General features: G+C 58.0%; 9 protein-coding genes. 6 read left to right on the top strand and 3 right to left on the bottom strand.

All coding sequences use genetic code 11. The features are described from left to right. Window positions 1–42: 42 nt before the first annotated feature. The 4 genes from RHP74_RS16125 (at window position 43) to polX (ending at window position 4,195) form a co-directional block, all read left to right on the top strand. Complete coding sequence (locus RHP74_RS16125) at window positions 43–1,161, top strand: dihydrolipoamide acetyltransferase family protein (protein WP_311095820.1); 1,119 nt, start codon at window positions 43–45, stop codon at window positions 1,159–1,161. Between the two features lie 11 nt (window positions 1,162–1,172). After that, window positions 1,173–1,451 carry an acyl carrier protein gene (locus tag RHP74_RS16120; RefSeq protein ID WP_311095819.1) on the top strand — a complete coding sequence of 93 codons (279 nt, stop codon included), beginning with the start codon at window positions 1,173–1,175 and terminating at the stop codon, window positions 1,449–1,451. Window positions 1,452–1,612: 161 nt separating this feature from the next. Then, entirely contained in the window at window positions 1,613–2,173 is a 561-nt protein-coding gene (locus tag RHP74_RS16115) for a nitroreductase (protein ID WP_311095818.1), read from the top strand. Window positions 2,174–2,374: 201 nt separating this feature from the next. Next, a complete protein-coding gene (polX, locus tag RHP74_RS16110) occupies window positions 2,375–4,195 on the top strand; it encodes a DNA polymerase/3'-5' exonuclease PolX (RefSeq protein ID WP_311095817.1) in 1,821 nt (606 codons plus the stop codon). A 134-nt stretch (window positions 4,196–4,329) separates the two neighbouring features. On the opposite strand, the gene RHP74_RS16105 is transcribed toward polX, so the two are convergent. After that, window positions 4,330–5,565 carry an acetate/propionate family kinase gene (locus RHP74_RS16105; RefSeq protein ID WP_311095816.1) on the bottom strand — a complete coding sequence of 412 codons (1,236 nt, stop codon included), beginning with the start codon at window positions 5,563–5,565 and terminating at the stop codon, window positions 4,330–4,332. Next, the gene (locus tag RHP74_RS16100; RefSeq protein WP_311095815.1) at window positions 5,562–6,989 is read right to left on the bottom strand and encodes a bifunctional enoyl-CoA hydratase/phosphate acetyltransferase; all 1,428 of its coding nucleotides are present in this window, start codon (window positions 6,987–6,989) and stop codon (window positions 5,562–5,564) included. The genes RHP74_RS16105 and RHP74_RS16100 overlap by 4 nt, the downstream gene beginning before the upstream one ends. A 297-nt stretch (window positions 6,990–7,286) precedes the next feature. Here RHP74_RS16100 and ppsA point away from each other — a divergent pair, with 297 nt between their 5' ends. After that, window positions 7,287–9,713, top strand: coding sequence for a phosphoenolpyruvate synthase (gene ppsA / locus RHP74_RS16095; protein ID WP_311095814.1), 2,427 nt, complete (start codon window positions 7,287–7,289; stop codon window positions 9,711–9,713). 65 nt (window positions 9,714–9,778) lie between these two features. Continuing rightward, the gene (glgP, locus tag RHP74_RS16090) at window positions 9,779–12,280 is read left to right on the top strand and encodes an alpha-glucan family phosphorylase (RefSeq protein ID WP_311095813.1); all 2,502 of its coding nucleotides are present in this window, start codon (window positions 9,779–9,781) and stop codon (window positions 12,278–12,280) included. 135 nt (window positions 12,281–12,415) lie between these two features. On the opposite strand, the gene RHP74_RS16085 is transcribed toward glgP, so the two are convergent. Further along, window positions 12,416–12,964, bottom strand: a complete 549-nt coding sequence (locus RHP74_RS16085) for a flavin reductase family protein (RefSeq protein ID WP_311100497.1) — start codon at window positions 12,962–12,964, stop codon at window positions 12,416–12,418. Between the last annotated feature and the right edge of the window lie 9 nt (window positions 12,965–12,973).

Raw genomic sequence — 12,973 nt, 5'->3', positions numbered from 1 at the left:
GATGACGTGGTGTCTTCGAGTATCGCCCCGGGAGGGTCAACGATGATCGAATTCAAATTGCCTTCGCTGGGGGCTGATATGGATGAAGGCACGTTGCTGGAGTGGAAAGTCCACCCGGGCGATGTGGTCAAGCCGGGCCAGGTGATTGCCGTCGTCGATACCGCCAAGGCCGCCATCGATGTCGAGTGCTGGCATGAGGGCACGGTGTCGCAACTGCTGATCGATATCGGCGCCAAAGTCCCGGTCGGTACCACCATCGCCTGGTTGTTGGAACCGGGCGAAGATCCGCACAGTGCGCGACGAACAACGACGGCGGCGCCGCTGCTGATCGAAGAGCAGGCATCGTCCGGCAGACGCCCGCGGATATCTCCCGCGGCGCGCAAGCGTGCTGCCGAGCTAGGCGTCAGCACCGCTGATGTGAAAGGCCATGGGCCACAGGGAGTGGTTACCCTGGAGGACATCGAGGCAGCCGCTCATGTGGCGCACCCGCCGGACCCCGACCAGGCCATGCGGCACGCCATTGCGGCGGCCATGACTCGTTCAAAACGCGAGATTCCCCATTACTACCTCAGCGAAACCATCGCCCTGGATAAATCCATGGCCTGGCTGCAGGCACACAATGCGCAAAGCACACTTCAAGCGCGCCTGCTGCCCAGCGTCTTGCTGCTCAAAGCAGTCGCGCTGGCCTTGCGCGACTATCCGCAGCTCAATGGTTTCTGGCTGGATAACGCCTTCAAGCCCGCACTCGATACCGACCTTGGGGTGGCAATCACCTTGCGCCAGGGTGGCCTGGTCGCCCCGGTGCTGCATCATGTGGCGGACACATCCTTGACTCATTTGATGAGTGAACTGGCCAGCCTGGTCGAGCGCGCCCGCAGCGGATCCCTGCGCAGCTCCGAGCTGGGAGGCGCCGGCATAACGGTCACTCAACTCGGCGATCAGGGCGTGGACAGCGTATTGGGGGTGATCTATCCGCCCCAGGTTGCCTTGGTCGGTTTCGGTCGTATCAGTGAGCGGCCCTGGGTGAAAGAGGGCCAGCTGTGTGTCATGCCCACTGTCATTAGCAGTTTGTCCGCCGATCATCGAGTCAGCGACGGTCATTACGGCGCACGTTTTCTGGGCGAAGTTCGTCGCTTGCTGCAGACGCCAGAGGCGCTTTGAGGAGAGGGCATATGAACCCGCAAATGATCCGCGATGAAGTATTGAAAGCCTTGAAAGGCATTGCCCCGGAACTTGAAATCGAGCAGTTGCGATCTGATCGGTCACTGCGCGAAGAGGTTGATCTGGATTCCATGGATTGGCTTCGTGTCATCGAGGCTCTGAATCGGAGCCTGGGCATTGCAATTCCTGAAAGCGATTACCAACACGTGGACACCCTGGACAAGCTCATCGCCTATCTGGCGCAAAAGGCGAAATCCGGCGAAGCCGAGCCTTCGATCCGCAAGGGGTGAAGGTACCGGGCAGTAGCGCCGTCGCGCATTGTTTGCCACTCAAACGGTGAGCCGATCGAATCGTCGGTTGCCACCGGTTCCGCCCTGATCTGATTTAAATCAGCAGCAGGTCTGCGTGAGTGGACGACTTTATGAAATGACCTACCTTGAGGTATGCACTCATGAACATCGACAAGGCAATCTCCGGCCGGCGCTCCACGCGTGAATACACCACAGAAGTCGTTGATGAAAATGTCATTCGTCGTTTGATCAATGCCGCTGCCCAGGCGCCCAGCGCGGTCAACCAACAACCGTGGACGTTCACGGTGATCCGAGACCAAGCAGTGCTGGATCGGATCTCGCGAGAAGCAAAGGCCTACATGCTCAAGACGATGCCCGCTGGCCCCCATTCCGCGCACTTCCATTCGCTACTCAATGACGAAAACTTTCACATCTTCTACCACGCGCCAGTACTCATCCTTATTTCGGGGAACGCGCCAGGTCAGTGGGTCGTCGAAGACTGCGCATTGGCCGCCGAAAACCTGATGCTCGCCGCGTACGCTGACGGGCTGGGTACCTGCTGGATCGGTTTCGCCCAACGTTTTCTTGATACGCCGCAGGGGAAGCATGCACTGGGCCTTCCTGCCGAGTGGACGCCAGTGGCGCCCATTATCGTTGGCCATCCGAAATCGGCGCCTGCACCGGTCTCGCACAAGGCGCCGGAGATTCGCTGGGTCGGCTGATCGCAAAACACGCACAGCATGTGCCTCACCGGCATTTAGCGCTGAACTCGGCTACCGTGGCGAGCTTGCATATTGCCGCTTTCGTAAAATCGTCACTGCTTGAGGAATCGCGCGGGAAAAAGCCCGACCTGTTAGTCAAGGACGTGCAATACGAATCAACGCTCAAACGCGCGTTCTTCATTTCACTGGACGGGCACTGCCATGAAGCTCACCGCCGTACCGCCTCAGGAACCGTTACCAGACTGGCTATCGGCCTCGCTCAAGGACAGGCGGGTGATTGGCAATGATCAAATTGCCGAGGTTTTTGACGAAATCGCTGATCTGCTGGAAATCGATGACGCCAACCCCTTTCGGATCCGGGCCTACCGTAATGCGGCGCGTACCTTGAGGGCGTTGACCTTTGAGCTGGCAGAGATCATCGCGCGTGGCGAACCACTGCCCAAACTGACCGGTATTGGAGTTGATCTGGCAGGCAAGATCAACGAAATCGTTACCTGCGGAAATTGCGCTTTGCGCCAGCGGTTGCGTTCGACATTGCCGCCCGGATTGGTTGAACTGTTGTCCATCGCCGGATTGGGCCCCAAACGCGTCAGGCACCTGTATCACGATCTGGGGATCGAAACCGCGCAGCAGTTATGCGAGGCTGCTCGACAGGGCCGCATTCGCCATCTGCCCGGTTTCGGCGAAAAGATGGAGACGCGGCTGTTGAGTGCCGCGCAGAAGGGGATTGGAAGCGATCGCCGTTTGCCGCTGGCATTTGTCGAGCCCGTGGCGCACCGTCTGATCGAATACTTGCAGCAGCTTGCGGGTATCGAGGAAGCGACGGTGGCCGGAAGCCTGCGTCGCATGCGCGACACTGTCGGTGATGTCGACCTCCTCGTGGCCGCAGCGCCTTCTGTGAATGTCACGGCACACTTGCTCAAGCACCCGGAGATTTCCACCGTGTTGGTTAAAGGGCGCACGCGTGCCAGCGTCGTGCTGGGCTCAGGCCTGCAAGTGGATATGCGCATTGTAAAGCCGGCGCAATTTGGCGCCGCTCTGGTGTATTTCACTGGCAGCAAGGCGCATAACATCGCGATTCGCCAGAGGGCCCGGAAGCTGGGGCTCAAACTCAACGAATATGGGGTGTTCAAGGCCGAAGAATGCGTGGCCCGTGCCACCGAGGTGGCGGTTTATCAGGCCTTGGGGTTGGTCTGGATCACGCCGGAACTGCGCGAAGATCGCGGTGAAGTCGAGGCGGCACTGACAGGTCGTTTACCGAGGCTGATTGAGTTGAGCGACCTCAAAGGTGACTTGCATGCTCATACCCGTGACTCGGATGGAGGCAATAGCCTGGAAGAGATGGCATTTGCGGCGCAGCACGCCGGACTGGAATACCTGGCGATTACCGACCACTCCCGGTCCCTCAGGGTCGCCCATGGCCTGGACACTGATCGATTGTTGAAGCAAATCGACCAGATCGATGCGCTCAACGCCCGCTTGCAAGGCATGACCTTGCTCAAGGGCGTTGAGGTCGACATTCTCGAAGACGGTCGCCTGGATCTTCCAGATGACATTCTGGGGCGCCTGGACCTGGTGGTGGGCGCCGTCCACAGTCATTTCGGCTTGACGCTGCATCAACAAACCCAACGCCTGCTCAGGGCCATGGATCATCGCTACTTCAGCGTACTGGCACATCCCCTATGTCGGTTGATCAATGAGCGCGCGCCCCTGAACATGGACCTGCCTGCAATCATCAAGGCAGCCTCTGAGCGTGGTTGCTGCCTGGAACTCAACTCGCAGCCCCAGCGCATGGATCTGTTTGACCTTCAGTGCCAATACGCCAAGGATCAAGGCGTGCTCATCAGCATCAATTCGGACGCCCATCGCGCCGCGGATTTTTCCTATTTGCGCTACGGCGTCGCTCAGGCCCGTCGAGCCTGGCTGGAAAAACACGATGTGCTCAATACCCGTTCGCTGACCTCACTCAAGAAGTTTTTACGCGATGGCGGTGGCGGTCGCCCTCAAAGCGCACAAAACTGATGTCAGGCCGTAGAGCGCCTTGTTGCCCGGGGCAGCCCCACGATCGGCACCTCATTTGAGCTTAACGATCACCGTCGGCGGGTTGACCGGCGTGCCGACGCTTTACAGCACTTCTCGGCGAGCCATCGAATCCTTCAGGGGATGAGGCGCGGGGCGGATCGAGCTTGCTGATTGGCTGGCTCTGTCAGGCGCAGGGCATCGAGCGCCGTGACCCATTCTTCGTTGGTGGCCTCGACCACCACCTTGACTCGGCTGGCCGGGGTCGAGATCACTGAGGCATTGGCCTGGTTCGCCGTTTCGTTCAGTTCGACACCCAGATACTGCAGGCCAGCGCACATGCGAGAGCGAATCGCCGCGTTGTGTTCGCCAATACCTGCCGTGAACACCAGCATGTCCAGACCACCCAGTGCCGCGACAAGGGCACCGGCTTCGTGGATGAACCGGCGCAGGTACAACGCAAGGGCCATGGCCGCGCGAGGCTCAGTATCTTCGACTTTGAGCAATTCGCGCGGGTCGCTGGAAATGCCGGAAACTCCCAGCAGGCCAGACTCGTGATACAGAATATGGCTGACCCGCTCCAGGCTCAGCTTCCAGATTTCCATCAGGAAAATCACCGCGCCAGGGTCCAGCGCCCCGCAGCGGGAGCCCATCATCAAACCGTCCAGCGCCGAGAAACCCATGGTGGTGGCGACGCTTTTCAAGTCCCGCATACCGCACAGGCTGGCACCGCTGCCCAGGTGCGCGACCAGCGTTCGGCCGCGCGCCTGATCGCCATAACGTTCGGCCAGCGCAACGGATTGATAGCAATAGGACAGTCCGTGAAACCCGTAACGGCGCAAGCCGCTTTCCCAGGCCGACCAAGGCAGCGGCAGGATTTTCTCCACGTCTGGCAGGGTCTGGTGGAAGGCGGTATCGAAACACACCACTTGTGGCAGGTCGGGGTGGGTTTGCAGCAGCGTTTCGATGGCCTCCAGTGCGAAGGGCTGATGCAACGGGGCTAGCGGGATGTAGCTTTTAAGGTCGGCCAGCACCTGCGTGTCGATCAATACCGGTTTGGAGTATTTAATCCCTCCATGCACGACGCGGTGGGCGATGGCCCTGATCGAACGGCCTACCAGTTGAGTTCGCAACCGCTCACGAATATACCCAAGGGCATCGCGATAAGGATGTTTTGCATCGAGGGTCAGTGGCTGATCGTCGCCGCCGTTTTCGCTGACCACCGAGTTTGGCCCCGTGATGCCATCGACCTTTGCGCGCCACAGTGGTGTGCGAGCCAAAGGGCTGCAGGTGGCGTCGAACAGGGCGAACTTGATGCTCGACGACCCCGCATTGAGAACCAGGATCACTTCACCGTTATCCGTGTCGTTCATGGCGGGGTGACCCGATAGTGATGGGCGACCAGCACGGCGATGGCGCAGGACGCGATGCGCGATTCGACGGAGTCGGCGCGGCTGGTCAGGACAATCGGCACTTTGGCGCCGAGCACGATACCCGCGCTGGAGGCACCGCCCAGGTATTCCAGCTGCTTGACGAGCATATTGCCGCTTTCCAGATCAGGCACGACGAGAATGTCGGCTTTACCGGAAACAGCTGAGTGAATGCCCTTGATACGCGCCGCCGCCAGGGAGATGGCGTTGTCGAACGCCAGCGGCCCGTCAAGGACCGCGCCAGTGATCTGGCCGCGATCAGCCATTTTGCACAGCGCTGCGGCATCAAGGGTGGCGGGCATGTTGGCATTCACCGTTTCCACGGCAGCGAGAATCGCCACGTGGGGATTACTGACGCCGAGGATATGTGCCAGATCGATGGCGTTACGCACGATGTCCACTTTGTCGACCAACGCTGGCGCGATATTGATCGCTGCATCGGTGATGATGAAGGGGCGCGGATAAAAAGGCGTCTGCATCACGAAGCAGTGGGTGATGCGCCGCTTGGTACGCAGTAGCGCCGACGACGGCACCACGGCGGACATCAATTCGTCGGTGTGAAGGCTACCTTTCATCAACGCTTCGACTAGACCATCACGGGCCATTTGCGCACCGCGCAGGGCGGCAGCATGGCTGTGGGGCACGTATTCAATGGTGAGACCGCAAAGGTCGTGGCCGCCCTTGGCCGCCAACGCTTCGAGTCTGGCTCTTGGGCCAATCAGGATCGGGTCGATCAACCCTGCATCGCGGGCATCAAGGGCCGCCTCGAAACTCACCTCGTCGCAAGGATGTACCACCGCAACGCGGATCGGTTCCAGCGTCTGGCAGGCTTGCAACAAACGATTCAGACCGTCGGCGCTGTGGCGCAGTTCTATGCCCGGCAGGCTGGCTCGATGCACATCGATATGCTCGCCGGCCGCGTGGACCAGGGATTCACCTTCCAGCACGACCACGCCTTCCTGATTGATGCCGGTACAGGCCAGCGTGAGCAGATACCGCGCTACGTCGCGAGCAGTAACCGTCACCGAGACCGTCAGTGTGTCACCGATGCGTACCGGGGCAAGGAACTTGAGGGTTTGCCCCAAGGGCACCGAACCGGGCCCTGGCAACTGCGTACCAATCAACGCCGAAATCAACGCTCCCCCCCACATGCCATGGGCGAAAACAGTGTTGAAGTGGGTGGTGGCAGCAAATTCCGGATCGACGTACAGCGGGTTCACATCGCCGGAGACCAGTGCGAACAGCTGAATGTCTTGAGCTGTCAGGGTGCGCTCCAGAGAGGCGGACTCGCCGATGACGATTTCCTCGAACGATCGATTATGCAGTCGCTCCAGATCGTCGGCGTTTACAGGAACAGAACGGGTCATGGGTTTGATCCTGAAGAGGATGGCGGACAGCTCGGCTACATCATTCAACGCTCAATCGGCGCAGGTGACCAGAGCCGGCAGCCATTGCAGACGGTGAGGTCTTGGTAGCGGCGGTACTTCTCGTCCAGCTACGCCCTCTGCATACATCAAAAAGCGGGCTGATACTCCCGGCTATCGCTGCTCAAAGGGCGCTCATTGATCTAAATCAACACACGCAGGCGGCATCAAGCCATAAAGCTCTATATCAAGTAGAAGCGGCCGACAAAGTCTCCCCCCATCAAAAGGAGAAATATCGTGATGCATTCACATATCCGCTGGTTCAAAGAGCTGGGTATCAACGATGTATCGCTGGTCGGTGGCAAGAACGCCTCGCTGGGTGAGATGTACCAGAACCTCACGACTGAGGGTGTATGCATCCCCAACGGTTTTGCCATCACCGTTGAGGCGTATCGTTATGTGCTTGATCACAATAGCGCCTGGCAGCCTCTGCATGCGGCACTTGACGGACTCGACCCCGACAACATCAAGGATTTGCAGGCGCGGGGGGCAAAGGCGAGGGCGATCGTATATGGCTTTTCATTGCCGGAAGATCTAAAGACGGCGATTTTGCAAAGTTATGCCCAACTCAAACAGGAATACGGCGAAAACATTTCATTGGCGGTGCGGTCCTCGGCGACCGCCGAGGATTCGCCGCAGGCCTCATTTGCCGGGCAGAACGATACCTATCTCAACATCGCCACTGACGGTGATCTGCTCGATGCCTACAAACGTTGCCTGGCGTCCAACTTTACCGACCGCTCCATCCACTACAAATACGACAATGGCTTTGATTACTACAAGGTCTATCTCGCCGTCGTGGTCATGAAGATGGTGCGTAGCGATATAGGGGCCAGTGGCGTGATGTTTTCGCTGGACACGGAAACAGGCTTCAGGGATGTCGTCTTCATCAATGCCGCGCTGGGGCTCGGCGAGAATGTCGTGCAGGGCACGATAGACCCCGACAGTTTCTATGTGCACAAACCCAGCTTTCTGCAGGGTTATCGTGCTGTCTTGAAGCGCAGCCTGGGTAGCAAAGCAAAGAAGATGATTTTTGCCGGCGAGCTCAATACCGGCAATATCGCGGTGGAATACACCAAGAATATTGACACGCCCGGCGAAGAACGAACCCGCTTCTGCATCTCTGATGCGGATGTGATGGTGCTGGCCGACTATGCCATCAAGGTTGAAAACCACTATTCGGGCAAAGCCGGTTTTTACAAACCCATGGATATGGAATGGGCCAAAGACGGCATCGATGGCCGGTTATATATAGTGCAGGCGCGACCGGAAACGGTGGAGTCGCAAAAGAAAGGCAGCGTGCTTGAGATTTACCATCTCAAGCAAAGATCGACAGTGCTGCTTAAGGGCAGGGCGGTCGGCACCAGAATTGGCGCCGGCAAGGCGCGTGTCATCAACGATGCCAAGCATCTCAGTGATTTTCAACCGGGCGAGGTGCTGGTCTCAGATACCACGGCACCCGACTGGGAACCTGTCATGAAGACCGCCGCGGCTATCGTGACGAGCAGGGGCGGACGTACTTGCCACGCCGCCATCGTCTCGCGTGAACTGGGCATTCCCGCCATCGTGGGAACCGCAAACGCGGCAGACAAAATAGAAACCGGCACACCGATCACCATTAGCTGCGCCGAAGGCGAAACCGGAAATGTCTATGAAGGCATTCTGGGTTTTGACATTCAGCACACCGATCTCAGCCAGCTGGGACATCCAAAAACAAAGATTATGATGAACCTGGGCAATCCTGATCAGGCCTTTAGTCTTGCCTCGCTACCGGTGGATGGCATTGGTCTGGCGCGTATGGAATTCATTATTAATGAATACATCAAGGTGCATCCGATGGCGCTCGTACACCCGGAAAAGGTGGATGACGCAACACGTGAAAAGATCGCTGCCCTGAGCATTGCTTACAATGATCCTGCGGATTTTTTCGTCAAGACCTTGGCCGAAGGCGTCGCCACAATTGCGGCGGCGGTGTATCCAAAACCCTGCGTAGTGCGCATGAGCGACTTCAAAAGCAACGAATACGCGACCCTGCTGGGCGGTCAGTATTTCGAGCCGGAAGAAGACAACCCAATGATCGGTTTTCGTGGGGCGTCCCGTTATACCCATAGTGCCTATGCCGAAGGTTTTGCGCTGGAATGCGCGGCAATGAAGCGGGTGCGCGACGAGATAGGCCTGACTAACGTCAAGTTGATGATCCCTTTTTGCCGCAGAGTGGAGGAGGGCGAAAAGGTGCTGGCAGCGATGGCCAGCCATGGCCTCAAGCGCGGAGAAAACGGACTGGAGGTCTACGTCATGTGCGAGATCCCCAACAACGTCATCCTGATCGACGCCTTCGCCAAACTGTTCGACGGATTCTCCATCGGCTCCAATGACTTGACCCAGCTGACGCTCGGCGTGGATCGCGATTCGGAAATCGTCGCCTTCGATTTCGATGAACGCGATCCGGGAGTGAAACAGATGATTCGCCTGGCGGTGGAGGGAGCAAAACGTAGCGGCCGCCACTCCGGTATTTGCGGACAGGCGCCGTCTGACTATCCCGAGATGGCTGAATTTCTGGTGGAAATTGGCATCGACTCGATAAGCCTGAATCCGGATGCAGTGCTCGCCACGACTCGGCATGTTCTGGCGGTGGAAAAGCGCCTGTCACTTAATCGCACACCGTAAAACCGTTGCCTCATGGCACGCCTGATCAAGGTCCGCAAAACTGCCGATTACATTGAGGTGTCGACGTGTATGCCTTCTTGCCACGTGAGTTGCCAGAGCAACTCTGCGCACTGACCGACCTCGCGCTTAACCTGCGCTGGACCTGGAATCATGCACTCGACGACCTGTGGAAATCGATTGACCCAGAACTTTGGGTGCGTACCCATAATCCGTGGATGATTCTGCAGAATGCTTCGCAGCAGCGTCTTGACGAACTCTGCCGAGATCCTGACTTCTCGCAGAAACTGGCGCACGCCATAGCAGAGCACCGGCGTTATCTCGACGACTCAGGCTGGTATGCACAGCAGCAAGGGGCCAGGGATTCGGCGCGGATCGCCTATTTCAGCATGGAGTACGGTTTGAGTGAGGCCTTTCCGCTCTACGCCGGCGGACTCGGTGTGCTTGCAGGAGATTACCTGAAGACGGCGAGCGACATGGGCGTTCCGATACTTGGGGTGGGTTTGCTCTATCAGGAAGGCTATTTTCGGCAATACATCGACGCGCAAGGCAGACAGCATGAGGCCTATCCTTACAACGACGCCACCAGCCTGCCGATTCAGCCAACGATCGGAAATGACGGCGCCTGGCTGAAAATCGTGCTGCAACTTCCCGGTCGCACTTTGTATTTGCGTATATGGCAGGCCATTGTCGGACGTACGCGCCTGTATCTGCTGGACAGTAACGATCTGCGCAATGGGCCCGCCGACCGCGGTATCACCTCTAAGTTGTATGGCGGCGGCTCGGAAATGCGTTTGCTCCAGGAGGTGGTGCTCGGCATTGGTGGCTGGGCGGTACTCGACGCACTGGGTATCGACGTTGACGTGTGCCACCTTAACGAAGGTCATGCCGCACTGCTTGTGCTGGAACGTGCCCGTCGCTTTATGCACAAGATGGGAACAACGTTCTGGGAGGCATGGTGGGCAACGCGTGCAGGTAACGTATTCACAACGCATACGCCAGTGGCTGTGGGTTTCGACTTATTTCCACCCTCGCTCATTTACAAGTACGCGCGTGAGTATCTCGAAGACTGTCGCATTTCATTGCGCGAGCTGCTTGCGTTAGGCCGGCGTGATCCGGCGGACGACGATGAGCCGTTCAACATGGCTTTTCTGGCATTGCGTGGGTGCGCCCAGTGCAATGCCGTGAGTCGTTTGCATGGCGAAGTCAGCCGTCAATTGTTCAGTGATCTTTATCCACGCTGGCCGCTTCAAGAGATACCTGTAGGGCACATTACCAACGGCGTCCATGTGCCATCCTGGGATTCGGTGTGGTCTGATCACCTTTGGACTAGCACCTGTGGCAAGGAACGTTGGCTCGGCACGGTGGAGTCTCTCTCAGGGACGGTCTCCCACAGTGATGACAGGGCCTTGTGGACGATGGCCGCCGAGCAACGCCGCGATCTGGTGCATTACACGCGTCACCGTTTGGCATGGCATCTTGGACAGCGTGGCGAGTCACCTCAGCGGGTCGAAGAAGCCGCGCAGGTGCTCGATCCCAATTGCCTTACGCTCGGCTTCGCGCGGCGATTCACCGACTATAAGCGACCGAATCTGTTGCTGCATGACCCGGAGCGCCTGAGCCGCCTGCTAACCGATGAGCATCGACCGGTCCAACTGATCATCGCCGGTAAAGCCCATCCCAGTGACGAGCAGGGCAAGCAGCTGATCCAGGCATGGATGGAGTTTGTTCATCGTCCAAATCTGCGAAGGCATGTCGTGTTCCTGGAGGATTACGACATTGAACAGGCCCAACATCTGGTGCAAGGCGTCGATGTCTGGATCAATACACCGCGACGACCATGGGAAGCCTGTGGCACCAGTGGGATGAAGGTTCTGGTCAATGGCGGACTTAACCTGTCCCAACTGGACGGTTGGTGGGCGGAGGCGTACCAGCCCACCTGCGGTTGGGCAATCGGCGACGACGCCCCCAGCGACGATGTAGCCGACGCCGAGTGCTTGTACCGCCTGCTCGAAGAAGAAGTAGTGCCCACCTTTTACACACGCGACACGCAGGGAATTCCACGAGACTGGGTGCAACGCATGCGCGCCAGCATGTCGCAACTGGGGCCGCAATTCAGTAGCAATCGCATGCTGCTCGAATACCTGGATTGTTGTTACCAACCGGCGATCCAGGCGTTCCGACGCCGTAGCAAGGATAAGGCCGAACTCGCACGTGGGCTTCATGCCTGGCACAAGGCGGTTGCCTTGGGATGGGACAACATACATTTCGGCACGGTCGATGCGAAACACGACGGCGAGTGGCTGTACATCAGCGTACCGGTCTATCTGGGGGAGATCGCACCGGAGTGGGTAAGGGTGGAACTCTATGCCGCCCCGTGCGATGGATACCCGGCAGAATGCCTGCCGATGAACGCTGTCGGCCCCATACCCGGCGCCATCCAAGGCTATATCTTTTCCATCTCGGTCGCTGCCACGCGGCCCGTGGATGGCTACACCCCACGGGTACGCGCCTGGCACTCAGACGCCTTCCTGCCAGCGGAAAATGCACTTATTACATGGCAACGTTGACGCTGGCTCGCCTTCACTTGACAGGTCTCAACGTATTACCTAGAAGGCTTTTATTAACGCTCGGGAACGCACCAGGTCAGTGGCTCGTCGAGGACTGTTCATTGCCTGCCATGTGGACGCCGGTGGCGCCCATTATCATTGACTAATCACCTGGACACCCTCTGGTAGCTTCGACTGCATCATTTCTCTTCTATCCAGTTTGCGTCCGTCCACGACAAAGGAACCATCACCCACTGAATGGAGGGTTCGTGTCTCTTTGCGTGCCTCATCGATGTAGGCGGCGAGGCCTTCGAGGACAACAATATTGTGTTTCTCGATGATATCGACAACCTTGCATTCGATATTGGCCAGGCACTCCTTGATCAAGGGTGACCTGACATGTTTGCCTTTCACGGGCGTCAATCCGAAGGTTGCAAACTTGTCTGTGTCGGCACCAGAACAGGTTCCCACACCAATAACGCGATCGATCAAATCGACGGTGGGGATTGAAATGACGCACTCCTTGGTTTTCAGAAGCGCGGCGTACGAATAGTTCCAGGGCCCGGTGGTGATGGCAAAAATCGGCGTGAAGCCCATCACCATGGTCCACGAGATGGTCATGATGTTGTTCTTGCGGCCATCATTTGTGGTGACGAAGACCACCGGGCCTGGCTCCATCAGTGTGAATGCTGTGTTGATTTTCATCTTTTTCAA

It is taken from the genome of Pseudomonas sp. SG20052, from assembly GCF_031766055.1.
Taxonomy (GTDB): domain Bacteria; phylum Pseudomonadota; class Gammaproteobacteria; order Pseudomonadales; family Pseudomonadaceae; genus Aquipseudomonas; species Aquipseudomonas mandelii.
This window is presented reverse-complemented; position numbering and strand designations above follow the sequence as displayed.